At 41.8% G+C, this 20,886-nt stretch carries 19 protein-coding genes; 10 read left to right on the top strand and 9 right to left on the bottom strand.

Going from position 1 to position 20,886, the window contains the following annotated elements:
* The first annotated feature begins 148 nt into the window (after positions 1-148).
* The 3 genes from FD725_RS07580 (at position 149) to FD725_RS07570 (ending at position 4,594) form a co-directional block, all read left to right on the top strand.
* Complete coding sequence (locus tag FD725_RS07580) at positions 149-1,447, top strand: acetyl ornithine aminotransferase family protein (protein WP_179047555.1); 1,299 nt, start codon at positions 149-151, stop codon at positions 1,445-1,447.
* 8 nt (positions 1,448-1,455) lie between these two features.
* On the top strand, positions 1,456-2,370 hold the full coding sequence (locus FD725_RS07575; RefSeq protein ID WP_179047554.1) for a DUF1338 domain-containing protein: 915 nt from the start codon (positions 1,456-1,458) through the stop codon (positions 2,368-2,370).
* A gap of 367 nt (positions 2,371-2,737) precedes the next feature.
* Positions 2,738-4,594, top strand: coding sequence for an aspartate kinase (locus tag FD725_RS07570; protein WP_179047553.1), 1,857 nt, complete (start codon positions 2,738-2,740; stop codon positions 4,592-4,594).
* 86 nt (positions 4,595-4,680) lie between these two features.
* Here the strand turns inward: FD725_RS07570 and FD725_RS07565 are convergent, their stop codons facing one another.
* Entirely contained in the window at positions 4,681-4,923 is a 243-nt protein-coding gene (locus FD725_RS07565; RefSeq protein WP_179047552.1) for a hypothetical protein, read from the bottom strand.
* A gap of 469 nt (positions 4,924-5,392) precedes the next feature.
* Here FD725_RS07565 and FD725_RS07560 point away from each other — a divergent pair, with 469 nt between their 5' ends.
* The 7 genes from FD725_RS07560 (at position 5,393) to FD725_RS07530 (ending at position 10,550) form a co-directional block, all read left to right on the top strand.
* Positions 5,393-5,530, top strand: a complete 138-nt coding sequence (locus FD725_RS07560; RefSeq protein ID WP_256871869.1) for an element excision factor XisH family protein — start codon at positions 5,393-5,395, stop codon at positions 5,528-5,530.
* Entirely contained in the window at positions 5,518-5,862 is a 345-nt protein-coding gene (locus FD725_RS07555; protein WP_179047551.1) for a XisI protein, read from the top strand. The genes FD725_RS07560 and FD725_RS07555 overlap by 13 nt, the downstream gene beginning before the upstream one ends.
* Positions 5,863-6,076: 214 nt before the next feature.
* Positions 6,077-6,676: a TetR/AcrR family transcriptional regulator gene (locus FD725_RS07550; RefSeq protein WP_179047550.1), complete on the top strand. Its 600-nt coding sequence runs from the start codon at positions 6,077-6,079 to the stop codon at positions 6,674-6,676.
* A gap of 81 nt (positions 6,677-6,757) precedes the next feature.
* Complete coding sequence (locus tag FD725_RS07545) at positions 6,758-8,053, top strand: ABC exporter membrane fusion protein (RefSeq protein WP_179047549.1); 1,296 nt, start codon at positions 6,758-6,760, stop codon at positions 8,051-8,053.
* Positions 8,054-8,060: 7 nt separating this feature from the next.
* Positions 8,061-8,396, top strand: coding sequence for a DUF2834 domain-containing protein (locus tag FD725_RS07540; RefSeq protein WP_179047548.1), 336 nt, complete (start codon positions 8,061-8,063; stop codon positions 8,394-8,396).
* Positions 8,397-8,535: 139 nt separating this feature from the next.
* Positions 8,536-9,702, top strand: coding sequence for an ABC transporter permease DevC (gene devC / locus FD725_RS07535; protein ID WP_179047547.1), 1,167 nt, complete (start codon positions 8,536-8,538; stop codon positions 9,700-9,702).
* Positions 9,703-9,800: 98 nt separating this feature from the next.
* Positions 9,801-10,550, top strand: a complete 750-nt coding sequence (locus tag FD725_RS07530) for a DevA family ABC transporter ATP-binding protein (RefSeq protein WP_179047546.1) — start codon at positions 9,801-9,803, stop codon at positions 10,548-10,550.
* A gap of 21 nt (positions 10,551-10,571) precedes the next feature.
* Here the strand turns inward: FD725_RS07530 and FD725_RS07525 are convergent, their stop codons facing one another.
* From FD725_RS07525 to FD725_RS07490, 8 genes are all read right to left on the bottom strand, one after another.
* Positions 10,572-11,138 (bottom strand): Uma2 family endonuclease, encoded by a 567-nt coding sequence (locus tag FD725_RS07525; protein WP_179047545.1) that lies wholly within the window; start codon positions 11,136-11,138, stop codon positions 10,572-10,574.
* Positions 11,139-11,272: 134 nt separating this feature from the next.
* Positions 11,273-12,772: an amidophosphoribosyltransferase gene (purF, locus tag FD725_RS07520; RefSeq protein ID WP_179047544.1), complete on the bottom strand. Its 1,500-nt coding sequence runs from the start codon at positions 12,770-12,772 to the stop codon at positions 11,273-11,275.
* A gap of 361 nt (positions 12,773-13,133) precedes the next feature.
* Positions 13,134-15,482 carry a phosphoribosylformylglycinamidine synthase subunit PurL gene (purL, locus tag FD725_RS07515; protein WP_179047543.1) on the bottom strand — a complete coding sequence of 783 codons (2,349 nt, stop codon included), beginning with the start codon at positions 15,480-15,482 and terminating at the stop codon, positions 13,134-13,136.
* Between the two features lie 623 nt (positions 15,483-16,105).
* Positions 16,106-16,783, bottom strand: coding sequence for a hypothetical protein (locus FD725_RS07510; RefSeq protein WP_179047542.1), 678 nt, complete (start codon positions 16,781-16,783; stop codon positions 16,106-16,108).
* 184 nt (positions 16,784-16,967) lie between these two features.
* A complete protein-coding gene (locus FD725_RS07505) occupies positions 16,968-17,258 on the bottom strand; it encodes a hypothetical protein (RefSeq protein ID WP_179047541.1) in 291 nt (96 codons plus the stop codon).
* Between the two features lie 78 nt (positions 17,259-17,336).
* Positions 17,337-17,993, bottom strand: coding sequence for a hypothetical protein (locus FD725_RS07500; protein ID WP_179047540.1), 657 nt, complete (start codon positions 17,991-17,993; stop codon positions 17,337-17,339).
* A gap of 754 nt (positions 17,994-18,747) precedes the next feature.
* Positions 18,748-19,233, bottom strand: coding sequence for an allophycocyanin subunit alpha-B (locus tag FD725_RS07495; RefSeq protein ID WP_179047539.1), 486 nt, complete (start codon positions 19,231-19,233; stop codon positions 18,748-18,750).
* Positions 19,234-19,331: 98 nt separating this feature from the next.
* Positions 19,332-20,717, bottom strand: coding sequence for an MlaD family protein (locus FD725_RS07490; protein WP_179047538.1), 1,386 nt, complete (start codon positions 20,715-20,717; stop codon positions 19,332-19,334).
* Between the last annotated feature and the right edge of the window lie 169 nt (positions 20,718-20,886).

The raw sequence follows: 20,886 nt of genomic DNA, 5'->3' as shown, positions 1-20,886 counted from the left end.
GGCATCAAACCTCTGCCAGTTATGGCAAGAAACTCAGCCTAACTTGGCATTATAACCTGCACACTCATGACTAAACTGGTGACAAAAGTTGAGTTGGGATGTTCCCGGCTTTTGCAGTAGCGTCCGTATTTAGAAAAACTCAAACAAAATGTTAACTATCCCGATTAATCAAGATTTACCTCATATACCTCGTTTAGTGACATCAATACCAGGCCCTCGTGCCAAGGCTATTGTACAACGCGATCGCACCGTCACATCTCCTTCTTATACCCGTGATTATCCCTTGGTTGTCGCCCGTGGTGAGGGTTGTATGGTGGAAGATGTAGATGGTAACGTGTTTTTAGATATGACCGCAGGTATTGCTGTGACTGCTACTGGACACGCCCACCCAGAAGTAGTTAAGGCAATTCAAGTCCAATCAGCGCGGCTATTACATATGTCGGGGACGGATTTTTATTATGAACCACTGGTGGAATTAGCAGAACAGTTAGCTAACCGCGCCCCTTTGATTGATGGTGCTAAGGTATTTTTCACTAACTCCGGGGCTGAATCAAACGAAGGAGCGATCAAACTAGCTCGATATTACACCAAGCGATCGCTGCTCATCGCTTTTTTAGGCGCATTCCACGGGCGGACTTATGGCGCTATGTCTTTGACTGGTTCTAAAACTGTACAACGAGCTAATTTTGGGCCATTACTACCAGGCGTAACTCATATCCCTTACGGTACAAACGCTAGCCTAGATTATTTAGAAAATCATCTGTTTAACACAATCATTCCTCCCCATGAAGTAGCAGCAATTATCGTCGAACCGATTCAAGGTGAAGGTGGTTATATTGTACCGGAAGATGGTTTCTTACAGAGAATTCGCAATATCTGCGATCGCTACGGCATCTTAATGATAGTGGATGAAGTGCAATCTGGCATGGGACGTACAGGTCGTCTATTTGCCATTGAACATTGGAGTGTTATGCCCGATATCATTACCACTGCTAAAGGTCTGGCTAGTGGTCTGCCTTTGGGGGCTATTTTAGCCCGACCTGAGTTAATGACTTGGCCGCCTGGTTCCCACGCTACCACATTCGGCGGTAATCCTGTGGCTTGTGCTGCTAGTCTTGCTACTTTGCAACTATTAGACAGTGGCTTAATGACAAATGCTACAGCAATGGGAGAAGTTTTACAAGCTGGGTTGACTAAATTACATGAAAAATATCCCAGAATGTCTCTACCTAGAGGTAAAGGGTTGATGGTAGCTGTGGACTTGTTGGATGAAGACGGTCATCTGGATTCTACATTACGCGATCGCCTGATTCAAGCAGCTTTTTTACGAGGTCTGTTACTACTAGGTTGTGGTAAAGCCGCAATTCGTTTCTGTCCACCCTTAGTTATTAACAATGAACAAATACAAATCGCGCTCCAGATTATTGCAGCTATTTTAGACAACTAGTACAACAGATGACTAACATCGCACAAAATCTTTTTTCCCTACTTTGGCAAGAATACAGTGCCAGAGTGACTTATGCCCGCACCTATCAACAGATGATTACGGCGGGGGGAGGGACTGTTGCTAACGATCATATCGCCTTTCGGTCATTGCGTTTGTCAGTTGATAGTCCACATGGTCAAGTAAATCTAGGAATTGACTACATAGGACAAATAGCTGAAGCTTTGGGTTATGTCGTTGCTGGAGAATATACTTTTCCGCAAACCCATCTTTATGCTTGTCATTATCATCATCCACAACAAGCAGAATTTGATTTACCCAAGTTGTTTATTAGTGAGTTGATTGTCGATGAATTACCTGAGCAAATTGCTCAACTAATTTATCAAACAGTATCTTCAATTCAAGATCAATTACCAGTTTCTTCCACCTCACTAGTACAAGCCACAAAAAGCGATGATGTCATAGTTCAACAACTACAAAAAGTTTTTACTCGCCCTTGGTTACCACCTCGACGTTCTGTTGTAGAAACAGTAAATCAAGTGACTCAATATGGTGCATGGGTATTGTTGCACGGTTATGCTGTAAACCATTTCACCGGTTATGTGAATCGCCACAACACTCCCCAATATCCAGACATCGATACAACTGCGCTTGGTTTAGCTAATTTGGGTGTACCGATGAAAGCAGAAATTGAAGGTGATTTTTACTGTGGATTACGTCAAACAGCTACTCAGGCAATTAAAGAGTTAGTCACAGTCATTGATGACATTAGTGGTGCAGAAATTCAGATTCCTTGGACTTATGCTTATTACGAAATTGCCCAGCGTTATTTTATTGAATTAGAACCAGGCAAATCAGTCCTGTTTGATTCCTTTCTCGGCAATAATGCCCAACAATTATTTGAAATGACCCGAATCAATCAATAAGATATGTTGTGAAAGCGTCTACTTTTGAGTGTGGATGGCGGATCAAATTAACCAAAAAGATAAATGGGTTTAGGACTCAGATGGTGCAATTAATTTCTATGGATACAATGACCCTAACGGTGAAGAAACTTCTTTTCACCCCTGCACCCTCTACTCCCCCTGCCTACCTTAACAGATAAATTTCCTTAACTGAACCGTATTGCTCTTTAACCAAACTGTATTGGGATGCTTGGATCATAAATTTTGAACTAGACATAATCAAGCATCCTCCTCAATGTTTAGTACACTAGATTACTGATAAGCCTTCAAAACTTCTTAACCCGGCGGAAGCTTTGGAAGAATTAGGCACATTGATTGCATAAAAGTTATGGCGCTCATAGTTCAAAAATTCGGTGGTTCATCTGTTGGTTCAGTCGAACGTATTCAAGCTGTTGCACAGCGTATCTCTAAAACGGTACAAGCAGGAAATTCACTAGTCGTAGTAGTTTCCGCAATGGGTAAAACCACCGATGGACTTGTCAAACTGGCTAATGAAATTTCCACCAATCCCTGCCGCCGGGAGATGGATATGCTACTATCCACAGGTGAGCAAGTGACGATCGCTCTCCTCAGTATGGCATTGCAGGAACTCGGACAACCAGCAATTTCCATGACAGGCGCGCAAGTAGGCATTGTCACTGAAGCTGAACATACCCGCGCGCGAATTTTACACATCGAAACTGAACGGTTGATGCGCCATATCAACGAAGGGAAAGTTGTAGTAGTCGCTGGATTTCAAGGTATATCCAGCAATGGAGACTTAGAAATTACCACTCTAGGACGTGGTGGTTCTGATACATCAGCTGTAGCTTTGGCAGCAGCTTTACAAGCAAATTTTTGTGAAATTTATACAGACGTACCAGGGATTTTAACTACAGATCCTCGCCTCGTTCCCGAAGCACAGTTGATGAGTGAAATCACTTGTAATGAAATGCTGGAGTTAGCAAGTCTAGGGGCAAAGGTGTTACATCCTCGTGCAGTGGAAATTGCCCGTAACTATGGGATGCCGTTAGTAGTCAAGTCTAGCTGGACAGATGATCCTGGTACTTGGGTAACAACACCCAAACCCCAAGGGCGATCGCTTGTCAATCTTGAACTAGCCCGGTCAGTTGATGAGGTAGAATTTGACACCAACCAAGCCAAGGTTGCTCTGTTGCGCGTACCCGACAAACCAGGGGTGGCAGCCAAGTTATTTGGCGAAATTGCTCGGCAAAATGTAGACGTAGATTTAATTATCCAATCAATTCACGAAGGTAACAGTAATGACATTGCCTTTACTGTCACCACACCCATATTAAAACGCGCAGAAGCCGTAGCCACAGCGATCGCTCCCTCCCTACGCAACCCATCTAACCCCAAATCTGACGAAGCAGAAGTGATGGTAGAACAAGACATCGCCAAAGTCAGTATTGCTGGCGCAGGGATGATCGGTCGTCCAGGGGTAGCAGCTAAAATGTTTGCCACCCTAGCGGAAGCAGGCGTAAACATCCAAATGATTTCCACCAGCGAAGTCAAAGTGAGTTGCGTAGTCGATGCCACAGATGGCGATCGCGCCGTCACAGCCCTACGTCAAGCCTTTGAAATTGAAGCAGGGGAGCAGGGGAGCAGGGGAGCAGAGGAGCAAAGAGCTTTAAATTCCCCTCTACCCCTCCGCCCCTCCGTCCCTCTGCCTAGTCTCCCCCCCGTTCGCGGTGTCGCCTTGGATCTCAACCAAGCCCGTCTAGCAATTCGCCAAGTCCCAGATCGTCCAGGTATGGCGGCAAAGTTGTTTGGTATATTGGCACAACACAATATCAGTGTAGACATGATTATTCAGTCTCAACGCTGTCGTGTGATTGATGGTGTTCCCCGGCGAGATATTGCTTTTACGGTTCCTCGGATGGATGGGGAAACTGCTCAGAAATTACTTACCCAAGTAGCCCCAGAGTTAGGTTGGGGTGATGTTGTCTTGGATAGTGCGATCGCTAAGGTAAGTATCGTTGGTGCGGGGATGGTAGGACAACCCGGTGTAGCTGCTAAAATGTTTGCCGCCTTAGCCCAAAATCAAATCAACATTCAAATGATTGCTACTTCGGAAATTAAAATTAGTTGTGTTGTCTCTCAAGAGCAAGGTGTGCAAGCTTTACAAGTCATTCACTCGGCTTTTGAGTTAGCTGGGAGTGAAAAGTTTGTCGTTCCTGCCTAGTTGGAAAGTGGGGTAGGCAGTTATGGCAGAATAAAGGCGTTGTGCTGCAAACACAACGCTTTGAAATTAGATTAGTTTTTGGTTGTTTACTCAACCACAGTCTTGACGGTAAAACCTTTACTGCACCATTGAATTAGGAGCCATTTGTCGGAATCCTTGTCTAATGCAGGTTTAAGGCGAAAGTTAAAAAATTCTTCCCATACCTCTACGCCATACTGTCTAACAAAATCAGACTCTAAATTTTTGAACTGTTCCCAGTCACGGCTACCGATAGCGGTAAGCATAGGAATAATAGTGGTTACGGGAATATCTGTGGCTAGAGCAATCATTCTGGATAATCCTCAAAAATACAAATAATTGGCAAGTCTCCGTTTTCAGTGTCGATAATTTCAATGTTAACAGACCCTATTGGCGTGGCAAGGCTAAAATGTTGCAATAAATTGGGAAAAAATTGAACGCAGATAAACGCGGATAAACGCAGATGAATAAGAGGATGTTTGAAAAGTCTAAATTAACACCAGATCCGGCGATTAGAAATCGCGGCTATACAGGCAAAACCCACCTCCGTGGGTTTGAAATCCTTGATTTTGCGTTAGTCCACGCAGGCGGACTTTGTTTGTGTAGTAGCGAATTACATTCGCCCAAAACTTTTAAAACATCCTCTAAGATAAGATGTTAGATTTTTAAATAATGCCTCATTTTAACCTAGACACGCCACTACAAAAATAAAAATCTATCGCCACATTTAAAGCTTGCCACGCCACTACATATACTTAGATTTTTTGTGTAGACCGTAAGTTGTATATCGCTATCAGTAAAGTAGTCTACAAAAGTTTCTTTACTCAGGATGTAACTCAACTCATTCTCAATAAACATCAACTTCCAATCATTGTTGTAGATTTAGAGTCCGAGGAGATTACGCAATGGATAAATTAACGGATTATCCTCAATTAATTAAGCGCATTTTGTCTGAGTATGTAGAACTGAGTAATCGCCATGCAAATTCAGATATTGAGACATTTTTGCTTGTTGATGAATCAAAAGCTCATTATATTTGGATGAATCTTGGTTGGCAAAATGGCGATCGCATTAGTGATATGACTGTCTATGTCCGCATTCGTGATGGCAAGTTCTGGATTGAAGAGGATTGGACTGAAGATGGTATCGCCACTGATCTGGTTCGTGCAGGTGTCCCCAAGGAAGACATAGTGCTGGCATTCCATGAGCCGGAGATGAGACAGTATACAGATTTTGCTGTAGCTTCCTAAGTCTTGACAGTATTCAAAACCTAGAATAAATTAAGAAATGTATATCAGCGTAATATTTTTTTAAGAATTTTCCGTCCCCAGTTAAATAGGGTTTTTTCCTAGCTAATTATTTTTTCTGAAAAGTTTAATACGAGTTTCCAGTTATTACTTGACTAACGAAGGAAACGAGTATATTTTAAAAATAACGAGCGTTCGATATAAATAATCGGTAATTATGCCTAAGATTGTTGACCATGACCAATATCGGAAGGATCTGCTCAGTAAATGCTTTGATTTATTCGCGCAAAAAGGTTATGGCTCTATCACCATGAGGCAGATTGCTCAAGGCTTACAAGTTTCTACAGGGACGCTATATCATTACTTTCCTAGTAAAGAGGCTTTATTTGAGCAATTAGTGGAGGAAATTAGTCAACAAGATATCAGTGCAGCTTTAGCCGAAATGGATGGAGCGAAAACATTAGCAGAGGCAATGACAGCCTTGGGTAGATATTTAGTTAGACACGAAGATTACTGTATTAAATGGACATATATCTGGGTTGATTATTGTCAATACCAAGATGTCAATGATGTCAGAAATAACAGTGTATTTAAACGTGTTAATAGACGTTATCAGCAGGCGGTGTGCGACTTTTTAGGAATTCAAGATACAGTGATAGCGACCTTTGTGTTGAGCTTAATCAATGGTTTGATCTTAGAAAAGTTGTGGTGTAATGAAACAATTGACTTTCCTGAACAATGTGATTTACTCGGAAAAATGCTAGCAGCTTATTTGCAGCAAAATAGACCAAATATATTAGCCACAAAACATTCATGAAAACCCGTGATAGAGAATTGAGTATTGCCAGATTGAAATCAACCTAATTTATTTTTAAATCATGAATTTGTGAGGGGAATTATGAGCCAAAACTTATTATTGAAGCCTGCGAATAAAGGATTAATTGCTTTAGTAATTGCCGCAACTACCATGACTGCGGGAATTGCGTTTTACGCAGTTTCTCAGTTTGGACAAGCTAGTAAAACGGCTGCATCTGATACTACACCCACTGTAGCAACAGCCCAAAAAGTATCAGCTTTAGGCAGACTAGAACCGGAAACAGAAGTGATGAGTTTGTCTGCACCCTTGGCCTTAGATGGCGATCGCGTAGCGCAAATCTTAGTTAAAGAAGGTGATATCGTCAAGGCTGGAGAAGTAGTAGCAATTTTAGACTCCCGCGCCCGCTTGCAAACTGCCGTATTTCAAGCTCAAAAAGAAGTTCAAGTCGCGCAAGCCAAACTCAATCAAGTCAAAGCTGGAGCCAAAGTTGGAGAAATTCGCGCCCAACAAGCGAGTGTCGAACGTTTGCAAGCCCAATCCCAGGGAGACAAAACCGCCCAACAGCAAACTGTTGCCCGGATAGCAGCCCAATGGGAAGGAGATAGAATTGCTCAAGAAGCGACAATTAAGAAACTAGAAGCAGAACTGAATAACGCTCAAGCAGAATACCAACGTTACCAACAACTTTACACAGAAGGAGCCATTTCTAGTTCAGCGATTGACGGTAAACGCCTCAGTTTAGAAACTGCCAAACAGCAACTAGACGAAGCTAAAGCCATCTTGAACAGAATTAACTCCACAGCCAGCAAGGAACTAGCCGAAGCCAAAGTAGCACTCAACCGAATTAACACTACAGGTAGTAAACAAATCAGCGAAGCCCAAGCCACCCTTACCAGTATTGCCGAAGTTCGTCCCGTAGATGTGCAAGCTGCCCAAACAGAAGTAGAAAATGCGATCGCCTCACTGCAACGCACCAAAACAGACTTGGAAGCAGCGTACATCAAAGCGCCATTAGCAGGGCAGATTCTCAAAATTCATACACGAGTAGGCGAAAAAATTAGCGATGACGGCATCGTTGACTTAGCCCAAACTGCCCAAATGCTAGCAGTAGCAGAAGTCTATCAAACCGAGATTGGCAAAGTCAAACTAGGACAATCAGCAGTAATTACCGGACAAGCTTTTACAGGCGAATTGCGAGGTAAGGTTTCCCATATCGGCTTGCAAGTGAACAGACAAAATGTTTTTAGCAACCAACCAGGCGAAAACCTCGATAGCCGAATCGTTGAAGTCAAAATTCGTCTCAACCCCGAAGACAGCAAACGAGTCACAGGTTTGACTAACTTGCAAGTGCAAACAGAAATTGCATTATCAAAGTGAGTTAATCATGTTGAAAATCATCTATCTTTTGCTTTGCATTTTAGGAACAGTTTTACCTTATTCACAGTTCACACCGTTTTTATTAGAGCATGGTCTGAATATTCCACTTTTTATTGAGCAGCTATTTGCTAATAGAATATCTAGTTTCTTTGGCATGGATGTAATTGTTTCATCTATTGTTCTCTGGATATTTGTCTTTTGGGAAGGTACACGTCTGAAAATGTCAAACCTTTGGGTTTATGTTGCTTCTAATTTATTAGTCGGCGTGTCTCTAGGACTGCCTTTATTTCTACTAATGCGCCAGTACCAATTAGAACAGCAGACTGAGACACTAAACTATTAACCTCATCACTAATATAGGACTAGTATTTGATTATTGAAAAAAATCAGTACTAGTGGAAGAACTTCTTACCTATTGCCTATTGCCTATTGCCTATTGCCTACCTACGCAAATTATTTCAGTAATCAAATCGGATTCTTATATGTTGTCTAAAATATTTCGCAAAACGCCGCTAGCGTGGCGGCAATTAATGAAGGAAAAGACTCGCCTCGCCGTGGCGGTGGCTGGTATTGCCTTCGCAGATATGCTGATGTTTATTCAAATGGGGTTTGAAGGTGCGCTGTTTGATGCCGCAATTCAACCCCATAGGAACTTGCAAGCAGATTTAGTGTTGATTAATCCGCAATTCCAAACGCTGTTTTCAGTGAAAAGCTTTTCTAGAGAAAGACTATATCAGACTTTAGCTTATGACGGTGTGGAATCAGTCAGTCCACTTTACATCAGTACTGGACAATGGCGCAACCCGGAAACTCGACAAGATCGCGCCATTTTAGTTTGGGGTGTAGATCCGGCAAAATCTGCATTCAAATTTCCGGAAGTGCAAAAAAATCAATATCAAATTCAACAGCTATATCAAGTTTTATTTGATCAAGCCGGTCGTCCAGAATACGGTGCTGTTGGGGACATATTTAAAAAAACAGGCAAATTCCAAACAGAACTAAATAGTATCGGCATCAATGTTAAAGGGGTGTTTAGTAATGGAGCCTCTTTTGCTGCTGATGGTAATGTTATTACCAGTGATTCGACTTTTTTAAGAATATTTCCTGAACGCAAAGCAGATCGTATAGAAGTCGGGTTGATTACCCTCAAGCCGGGTGTAGATGCAGAAAAAGTGCGATCGCAACTAACTGCCAACCTACCCAATGATGTCATAGTCTTGACACCAGAAGGGTTTGCTCAGACGGAAAAAGCATATTGGGCAAATGGTACTGGTATTGGGTTTATTTTTAATTTAGGTGTGGGTGTCGGTTTTATTGTCGGCATTGTGATTGTTTATCAGATTCTCTACTCGGATGTTTCTGAGCATTTACCAGAATACGCCACTCTCAAAGCAATGGGTTATACCGATAGCTATCTATTAATAGCCCTACTGCAAGAAGCATTATTACTCGCCATTTTGGGTTATCTCCCAGCTTACATCTTATCTTTTGGGCTATATCAAGTCACCTACGCTGCAACCATGCTACCCATAGTCATGAAGCTAGAACGGGCAATCAGTGTCTTTATTCTCACAATTATCATGTGTAGCGTTTCCGGTGCGATCGCTATGCGAAAACTACGCTCTGCTGATCCTGCTGATGTATTTTAATTGGTCAATAGTCATTAGTCATTAGTCATTGGTCATTATTTCTTCATTTTGAATTTTGAATTTTGAATTGATTCGTCTCCCCCACTCCCTAATCACCTATGCTACAAGAATTTACACCATTAACTAGCGATTCTATATCAACTCTAGAACCTGTGATTTCTGTCAGCAACCTTAATCATTATTTTGGTGTTGGTGGGCTGCGTAAACAGGTGTTATTTGATATTAATTTAAATATTCATGCTGGTGAAATTGTGATTATGACTGGCCCTTCTGGTTCAGGAAAAACTACTTTATTAACCCTGATGGGTGGCTTGCGTTCTGCACAGGAAGGTAGTTTGAAAATTTTAGGGCAAGAAATTTGTGGAGCTAAAAAGCAGCAGTTAACTAAATTGCGTCGCCAAATTGGTTATATATTTCAGGCGCATAACTTGATGACTTTTTTAACAGCTAGAGAAAATGTGCGAATGTCGCTAGAGTTGCATGACAAGTTTTTAAATCAAGATGTCAACGCCAAAGCGATCGCTATGTTAGAAACTGTTGGTTTAGAGGATAGGGTAAATTATTATCCCGAAAATCTGTCGGGAGGACAAAAACAACGAGTGGCGATCGCTCGCGCCCTGGTAAGTCATCCTAAAATAGTTTTAGCCGATGAACCAACAGCCGCCCTCGACAAAAAATCAGGCCGCGATGTTGTGGAACTGATGCAGAATTTAGCTAAAGAACAAGGCTGTACAATTTTGCTAGTCACTCACGACAACCGGATTCTGGATATTGCCGATCGCATTATTTACATGGAAGATGGGCAGTTAAAGAGTGATGATACGGATATAGCAGCTAAGATGCAATAGAGGCGATCGCTTGCTGATAGCTCAGATGAATAAGGAAGCGATTGCACAATTAAAATCAGGTAATAAAGGTGAGTTCAATTGATCACCATTAAACAGCGTGACAACTAACCTTAAAATTCCTCGTTCACGCCGATATACTTCCACCTGCTGCTGTCGCCAATTTACAATCCAATATTCTCTCACTCCCTGCGATGAGTAGAGCTTAAGTTTCAATTCTCTATCTCGCTTCTCATTTTCATGACCAAAAGATAACACCTCTACCACTAGTTCTGGCGCAGCAGTCAAATGACCAGCCTCATCTAATGACTGAGATATTCTCTCATTACTAGCCCAAGCAACATCGGGAATTACATTATCATTATCACCAAAAACTATACCTGGAGCAGTTACAGTTTCCCCCAAACCAGTCATCTGTGACCAATTATCCAAAGTGTTACTAATTCTGACACAAACTCTTTGGTGTTTCCAATGAGGCGCTCTCGTCACAAACAATTCCCCATCAATAATTTCATAGCGCTTCCCGTCATCGGGAAACAACTCTAAGTCGGCAGTATTCCAGCGTAATTTTTCCGTCGTCGGCTGGTTCATAAACCATCAATAGTGGTGAGGTATTCAACTATTTTAGCCTTGGTGCGGGGTGGGGAGTAGTGAGTGATGAGTGCTGAGTTGTGATTTTTCTTCTCTCCCCATCTCCCCAGTCCCCAGTCCCCAGTCCTCAGTCCCTAAACCACCGCCTTCTCTAAAATCAACTTAGAACGCTTAACTTGTTCAGGAATCGTCACGGGGTAATCACCTGTAAAGCAGGCCGAACAGAAACTATTTTTATCTTCTCCCGTTGCTGCTAGCATTCCTTCCCAACTCAGATAAGCGAGGCTGTCTAACTCTAGCTGCTTGGCAATTTCTGCGACTGATTTAGTTGCAGCAATCAGTTGCTCTTGACTATCAGTATCGATACCATAGAAGCAAGGATGAGTCACTGGTGGGGAAGAGATTCTCATGTGAACTTCTGTTGCACCCGCATCACGCAAGGCTTTGACTAGTTTGCGGCTAGTATTACCCCGCACAATCGAGTCATCGACGATAATTACTCTTTTACCCGCTAGTACATCTTTGAGGGGGTTGAGTTTCATCTTGATTCCCGACTCTCGCATGGTTTGGGTTGGCTGAATAAAGGTGCGTCCGACGTAGCGATTTTTGATCAACCCTTCACCGTAAGCAACACCAGAGGCTTGAGAAAATCCAATGGCGGCGGGAATCCCAGAATCAGGAACACCAAATACAATATCAGCATCTACATAGGATTCTGCTGCTAGTTGTCGTCCTAAACGCATCCGGTAGCTGTATAAACTTTCGTTGTTCATTTGGCTATCGGGACGAGCAAAGTAAATCATTTCAAATATACATAGCTTGCGCTGGGGTTTTTGACTCCAATGATAAGAAGCTAAACCTTGTTCAGTAATCCAAACTACTTCCCCTGGTTCTACATCCCTGAGATATTCCGCACCGATAATATCTAAGCCGCAAGTTTCCGAAGCTAAAACATAACGGATTGGGTTACTAGGTAAAGTCCCAATTACCAAGGGACGAATACCGTTAGGATCGCGTACACCCATCACACCGATAGGAGTACCAATAACTAAACTAAATGCTCCTTGACAGCGATGAAATGCTTGTATGGAGCCTTCTAGCCAATCTGCACTAGCGTTAACTGCTTCAGCGATCGCAAATGCAATCATTTCTGAATCTGTAGTCGTCACTAGTTTACAATTGCTGTTAATTAATTCTTCCCGCAATTGCACTGTATTGACTAAATTTCCATTATGTGCTAAAGCTAACTTACCTAGACGAGTTTCCAGTACAGCTGGTTGAGCATTCACCTTGCGGCTAGAACCAGTAGTAGAATAACGAGTGTGACCAACGCCAATGTCACCAGGTAATTCTTCTAAAATAGACTCATTAAAGACTTGAGACACCAAGCCCATATCTTTGTGCAAGTGGACTTGTGAACCTTCAAAAGTGGCAATACCAGCCGATTCTTGTCCCCGATGTTGCAGGGCGTACAATCCAAAGTAGGTTAATTTGGCAACATTTTCTCCTGGGGCGTAGATACCGAAAACTCCACAAGCTTCTTCAGGCTTGTCTGGACGATCTTCCTGACTATTGACTGAACTATTAGTCTGATTGGGGTATTCATCCAAAGTGACGGAATCAATGGGAATCATGCTAGCTTTGCTCCTGGTTTGGGTATCAAGTCAAAATAATTCGTAATTCGTAATTCGTAATTATTGTTCTACGTATTTATGCGTGAGATGGAAACAATAAATTTCTTTTTTTCTATTACATAAATTTAAGATAGGCTTATACCCTCAATTACGAATTACGCATGAGCAATTATTTAGTCACTGGGATTGTGTCTAGGCATGGTTAGGAAATGCTTAACAAATCTTTAACCATCTATTAAAACAGTACCTTAAATGTGTTCAAAGTTGCTACTGAATTAGTCATTAGTCATTAGTCAATGGTCAATAGTCATTAGTCAACAGATTCTCTTTTTGTCCCTCACTCCCTCACTCCCTCACTCACTCACTCAGCACTCCCTAGCCTTGAGCCTCCTAATCTGCTAGCGATCGCATTTTGATAGAGATCATTGATCTCTTCGATACTAGCTTGAATTAAAGTTTGGTTATCAGTGGTTAAAACCCCCAAATCTGTATCGGTATTTCCAACTACGCCTAATTTTTGCCAATCTTCATCCAACTGTTCATGTAAATATGATTCCCAGGTTGCTTGTTGGGTTGAGGCGACGGACACTAAAATCCTGGCTCCACCCTCACCAAACAGTACTTCATCCAAGCGCTGTAACTGAGTTGGCGAAACTTCTAGATGAATTTGCGCGCCTAATTTGCCAGCAATACAACATTCGGCTAAGGCAATAACTAAACCACCCTCAGCACAATCATGGGCTGAATGCACCCAACCAGCACGAATCCCTTCACGACAAACTTTTTGGACACGACGTTCTAAGGCAAAATCTACCTGTGGGGGTTTACCAGCCACAATATTGTGAATGGTAGCTAAATATTCAGATGCGCCCAAAGTGGTTGTAGATGCGCCCAGCAGGTAAATTACATCTCCTGGGGCTTGCCAACCTTGACCACAAATTTTGCTTAAATCAGGAATTAACCCTACCATCCCCACAACTGGAGTCGGGTAAATGGGCTGGGGGTTGCCTTGGGAATCAAGAGTTTCATTATATAAAGAGACATTACCACCAGTTACCGGGGTTGCTAATTCTTGACAACCTGTCGCCAAACCTCGACAAGCTTCTGCCAATTGCCAATAACCAATGGGTTTTTCGGGACTACCAAAATTCAGGTTATCTGTTACCGCCAGAGGTTCTGCACCCACACAACTGAGATTGCGTGCTGCTTCTGCTACCACAGCCTTCGCTCCCTCATAAGGATCAAGGTAAACATAACGAGGATTGCAATCTACTGTAGCGGCGACAGCACTTTGAGCATGAGTAATTTTTCCCTGCCCTTCTAGTGGACGTAACCTAACTACCGCCGCATCTGCACCGCCGGGTAAGAGAACAGTATTATTCTGCACTTGATGATCATACTGACGGTATACCCAATTTTTCGAGGCGATCGTTGGTGTATTGAGCAAAGTTAACAAAATCTCATGCCAACTTTGCTGACTACCTTGAACATCTATCCCCCCAATTGTACAACTGGGTAAAGCATCAGCCGACCATTGCCAAGCTTGACGGGCATATTCTGGAGGTTCTGCCAACAACTCTCGATGATACAGTGGTGTGTTCTCAGCCAACGCATCAGCCGGAATCTCTGCTGCTACCTTACCTTCAAAAAAGATTCTCACAATTGGTTCGGCAATCACAGTCCCAGCCACAACAGCCTGTAGTCCCCAACGGTGGAAAATATCGATTAATTCTTGCTCACGCCCCTTATGAGCCACAAATAACATTCTTTCTTGCGATTCCGACAACAAATATTCGTAGGGAATCATCCCCAATTCCCGCACTGGAATCTGATCTAAATCTAGTTCAATGCCTACACCACCTTTAGCCGCCATCTCCGAAGTCGAACAAGTGATCCCAGCTGCACCCATATCTTGAGCTGCCACAACCGCACCTGTTTTAAACGCTTCTAAACAAGCTTCAATTAACGACTTTTCTAAAAAAGGATCACCCACTTGCACCGCCGGTCGATCATCTAGAGATTCATCGCTTAATTCTGCACTAGCAAAACTAGCGCCGCCCATACCATCGCGCCCAGTAGTGGAACCCACATACAACACAGGATTACCCACACCAGCAGCCCCAGATTTGACAATTTCTGGTGTCTCCATCAATCCCAGCGCCATCACATTTACCAAGGGATTACCAGAGTAAGCCGGGTCAAAATACACTTCACCGCCAACAGTGGGAACACCAACGCAATTACCATAGTGGCTAATTCCCGCGACTACCCCAGTAAACAAGCGTTGAGTTTTAGGATCTTCCAGAGAACCAAAGCGCAGAGAATTTAACAAAGCAATGGGACGCGCCCCCATTGTAAAAATATCTCTGAGGATACCACCAACTCCCGTGGCTGCTCCTTGAAATGGTTCAACGGCGGAGGGATGATTGTGAGATTCGATTTTAAATGCTAGTTGCAATCCCTCACCCAAGTCTACAACCCCAGCATTTTCTCCTGGCCCGACGAGAATGCGATCGCCTGTCGTGGGAAACTGTTTAAGTAAGGGTCGAGAATTTTTATAGCAGCAATGTTCTGACCACATCACCCCAAACATTCCTAGTTCGGCTTTGTTGGGGTGTCGTCCTAACCGACGCACAATTTCTGCATATTCTTCTGGTTTGATACCTTCAGCAGCGATTTCTTGGGGAGAAAAGGGAGATGTGGCAGTCATGGAAATAATGCACCAACAGGACAGAAAATTATTGTATCGATTTACTGACCTTTGCGTGTGGTTGTTTTTGTCAACGAATCTTGTCCCCAGGGGATACTCTGTGTGATAGCTTTTGGCGGTACTACACCTCACCAAAGGCTATCGGAGTTGGCTTTTGTGGATTTTAATCACTTGAGTGATAGCAATAACTCAAGTGATTAAAATCCAAATCGGAAATAATTAATTCCCAAAAAATGCTTGAAAGTATTGCTATTTTGATTAATTCTTTATTTCTAGAATCGATTACGCGAACGGTGAGCTAGTCTATTTTTAAAATAATAAATCACTTTTGAAGAGGGCTTATTCTGTTTTGTAACTCAATTAAATCTGAGTACTGGGTAACATCAAGTTGATTAAGTGCTAAATCGAAAATATGATTAGCGCATTTATCAACACCAGAATGATTTAACCAAATTAATTAGAGGGTGTTTGAAAAGTGATTGACTGTGATTTTAAGTACTAGCTTATCCCCCCTAACCGCCCTTAAAAAGCGGGGACAATGAATTAAAGTTCCCGTTTTTAAGGTGGATTTAGGGGGATCTAAAACATTTTGTTACTGACGAGAAGACTTTTCAAACATCCTCTTAAACCAAAACATCATGAATCCAATCAAAATAACCTTGAGCGTTTGAAAATTGTTGCGACCTAACTTCTGACTTAATTGTAGTTTTACTTTTACTATGCAAAAAGGAATCTTGTTTCTCAGCAGTAATATCTAAAAACAAATACGCAACCTCAATAGTTTTTAAGTTTTCATCTTTTGGAATTTTCACTAGAATATTTTCAAGGGTATTATGACTATCTATATAACTCAAAAACCAATCGTCTTTGGTATAAACAGAATTTGTAAACATTTTTGTAACCTTGTCTACAATTACATCTGTGGGACTTGCAATCAAACCTCCTAATATCAAATGTTCTATTAAAGGTACTAAAAGTGTAATTCCTGACTCGATCCTCCAAAATGTTTTAGAATTATTAAAACTAGATTGTTTTTCAAGCTTTACATCAAGATTTTTAAACTTGCTTCTAGTAAGTTGATCTAGATTATCTTTAAAGTCAGGATATTTTTTTATCAAATCATCCAATGTACATATACGATATTCATCATTATTCCTTATGATACGTTGAAATAAATTTTGAACATAGTCTTTTTTAAATCTTGAGATTAACAGATTGTAAAGCCAATCTAATCCATCTTTTGATAGATTAGATGTAGAAGTTACAATAGGAAATTGAGAACTCTGATATGTTGTATCCATTAGATATCCTTACTTTGTTTAAAAATGCAGTATTAAGTGTAACATTTTAGATAATTAGTACTAGTTATTATTTTTAGTGTCAATGAGTTATGTGCCAGTTTTAATACTGTCTACTGAGCAGTTTTAACCATTTTGATTAATTCTTTGTTTCTAAAATCGATTAAGCGAACGGTGAGCAATGAATTTAGGAGTCTGCAAGACGACGGTAAACCTCTTCCCATTTTTGTTCAGTTTTTAAATAAGCTTCCCAGACTTCTGCATCGTCAGCAATGAGATGAGAAGTATTATTCTCGATTTCACCAACACAGAGAGTAAAGTCAGGAATACTTGATAATTCTTCTATTGCCTGGGTTTTCTCTCTTTCTTGCAAGTAAGCTAGAAACGCCACCACCAATTCCAACTTGTCGGGGGAAAGCTGACCTAATTGACTTTGAGCGATCGCCAATAAGTTGCTATGCTTTTGTTCTACTGTCACCGTCACCTCATGTTGTCAATAAGTTGTGCTGCTGAATCTAGCTTATCCTGCTAGCTAGTCTGCTCCCCAGATCATTTTTTAACTACCTATTTGCAGATTCTTTAAAATTACATCAGATCTCGGTGCAAATCCGTCACCGTACTCTAGCGGATAATGAGTAATTACATAGAACACTTTGCCGTTTTGTTGACCAAGGTATAAATTACCTGTAATGTCTCGTCCTTGACGAAACGAAATCCTTTCTTTTGCCCAAGGATAAGCCGCATTGCGAGTCCGATTGACAACCCGCCATTTATTAGTGGCGATGAGTCCAGATTTGCCATTGACAAAGCGTCTGAGTTGTCCCAAGTTTTGTAAACTATTGAGAAAAGAAATGCTGACGTAAGCATTGTTGTTTTTAGTACCACCAAAATTAGTAATAAAACGTACTCCTGTCCCTTCACCAGAACTAACGCCTTCAGGGAGAAAATCTTTGTCAGGAAAGTAGGTGGTGAATAAATTCCTGTATTCTGCATAGAGTTTGAGGGTGATGGTTGTTTTTTCCCCTTCAATAGAAATTATCGCTTTTTTGGTGGTAGGTCTATTAGATTTAGAGCTATAACTGATCTCATTCGTGTTCAGCGCAGATGCAACCGTGTTACTCTGAACAACCTCAAACTGTTTTGGCAGAACACAACCAAAGGATGATCCCAAGAACATTAACCCGGCTATAGGATGGATAAAATATCGATACATTTTGTTTTAGATGACGGAAATTTACAATCAAAACAGACTTTGTAGCTAAAGCTACAGTTCCCTGTTTGATTATATGTATTTATCTTTATAGAAGAAAAATTTTTTACACCAGATACAGCATAGCAGTTAAAAAAAAGTGATAACAATCACACAGGCTCATGATTAAGATCGCTTACACCCAATCAGCAAAGTATCAAAATTAGTTTATTACTGAACTCTAGCCGAGTCATTAATAGGGAACACACTAATTGCCGACAACCTTGTAAAAGTCTGTCGGCTTTTTGTATTTGCATGGGAAGTGAGGGAGTAGTGAGTAGTGAGTGCTGAGTGCTGAGTGCTGTTCGCCCTTGGCGTTCCCGTTGGCGTAGCCTCTCGTAGAGAAGGGTGTGCTGAGTGCTGAGTACTGAGTGGGGGAGTGAGGGAGTGAGGGAGGGAGTGCTGAGTGCTGAGTGGAAGTCGGAAGTCGGAAGTCGGAAGTCGGAAGTTGGAGAGTACTGACCAATGACTAATGACTAATGACCATTGACTAATGACCATTGACTAATGACCATTGACTAATGACTATTGACCAACGACCATTGACTAAATAAAATTTCCCCACCGTTGGTTAGTAACTTGACACGGAGAGCTTGCCAGAGCCACTACCAATTGTGGGGAGGTTATGATCAAATGAGAATCTTATGGATATGAGTTAGGAGTCAACACTCAATTTAGTAGACAAAAGCACATCCTTTGAGCTAGCACATATTTTGTACTAGGACATCGCTTGCACAATGTAATCAAAGTAAGGTGCTGCTTCGGTTGCGTCTTCTGTACTTAGTAAGTCAAGAGAGGCTTTTTTGAGAGCGTTGATAGCTTCTACCATTCCAGGAACAGGAACACCCAAAGAATTGTACATTTCCCTCACACCGATGATGCCAATTTTTTCAATTGGTTCTACGTCACCAGCTAGTACACCATAGGTAATCAGGCGTAAGTACCAGCCATAGTCACGGACGCACAAAGCACGTTGACGTTCACCATAGGCATTACCACCAGGGGCAATAAAATCAGGGCGCTTTTGCCAAAGTTGCTTGGTTGCTTCCTGGACTATTTTCTTTTCGTTTTCTGCTAAGGTAGCAGCAATCCGTGTTCTTTGTTCACCGGTTTGTAAAAATTCTCTGATGCTCTTGAGTTCGCCACTGCTGGGATAACGCAGTTCGTCGTCAGCTTTGAGAATAACTTGGCTAATTACAGTCATGATTATTTAAATCACGTGAAATATTATCTGCTAGTTTAACGAGTCGGAGGTACAGAAGTGAAGGGGGATGAGGAGATAACGGAGTAATGAGAACTTCCTCACTCCCTCACTTCCTTCTTTTCATACTCTCGTAGCTGTTGTAATAATTTTTCCTGAGCTGATGGGATGTTGGGTTGAGGTTTGTTATCAGCGATGATGGCTGGTGTGGGTGAGGGGTTAGCGGCGAGAGAGGGTATTGTGAGGTTGGGTTTATTGGCGGCGGCTTTCATTGACTCTAGAGTTGCTGCTACCTTCACTTGTTGCTCCATTTGATCTGTGGAGGATACTAAGCTACTCAAGCCATTGACTAGTTGTCGGAGATTTTGCCGGAAAGTAGGATCACCAGTCAACTCATCTAAATCAGATGTAATTTTTTGGGTATTTTCAAAAGTTACTCTGGCTGAATCTAGGGTTTGTTGCAGCAGCAGAGCGTTTTTCGGATCATTGAGAGTTTTAGTTGCGTCTCGCAAATTGGCTGAGGCTTGAGCTGCATTGGCTGAGAGACTTTCTAAATTTTTAATTAATTCTCCTTGAGTTAATCGATTCAAACTAGGTGATAGGCTACTCACAGTTACACGCAGTTGACTGCTAATTTCTGTGATATTGTTTAAAGCGCCTACCAACGTTGAACGATTTGTTGTCACTAAACTATCTAAATCACTCAACAGCTTATTTGCTTGAGTTGCTGTACTCCCAAATTGAACGGCAGTGACACCCAACTGATTGACTGTTTTCGTGGTGGAAGCGGTGAGTTCATTCGTTGCCCGTTGCACAGAATTAGCAGTGGCAGAAAATGTCCCTATCTGTCCTTGAAAGCTTTTGCTTAAAGTGCGAATATCTTTAGTGAGTGCAGCAACACCAGTGGCAGCTTCTGAAGAAGTTTCTAGCAGTTTATTGACTCTTTGATAAAATTCAGGGTTATTGTACACAGTCGCTAACTCTGTACTGCTGCGAATCAGTTCATCAACGCTGATACCTATTTGCCCTTTTAACCGCGAATTATTACAAACAATTAGGCTGGAGTCACAATTTTTATCTAAAGGTTGGGCGATAGTTATTCCGGTGGGTAGTGTTGATTTTGGGGTGATCTCTATAATACTTTCGCTAATTAATCCTGTTTGATTAGCTTCTACCACTACATCACGAGGGATGATCAGGTTTGGTTGAACTATTTCGATTTCTACTTCAATAGCATTTGCCTTTGGTTGAATCCGAGAAATGCTACCTACTTTCACACCACGATAGCGGACTGTAGCGCCTCTTTGCATACCACCTGCATTAGCAAATTCTACGATCGCTTTATAAGAATTACCCGCAGCCGTATATCTATTTAACCACAATAGGATGACTCCAAATGCCCCTATTCCCAACAGCACCAACAATCCTACTGATCCTTCTCTTAATGTTCGTCGAGATGCAAAACGATTAGTGATAAACTCTCGCATATTTTCCTCCACCCAACAATTACAGCAGAAATCGGGAGATAGGGAGATGGGGGAAATCAATTCAAAATTCAAAATTCAAAATTCAAAATTAAGAATTAAGAATCATCACTCCTGACTCCCCCTCATCACTCAGCACTCATTACTCCCTCACTCCCTCACTCCCTCACTC

The organism is Nostoc sp. TCL26-01 (assembly GCF_013393945.1).
In the GTDB taxonomy this organism is placed as follows: Bacteria; Cyanobacteriota; Cyanobacteriia; order Cyanobacteriales; family Nostocaceae; genus Trichormus.
The sequence above is the reverse complement of the archived record's forward strand: the minus strand, read 5'-3'. Positions and strand labels throughout refer to the sequence as shown.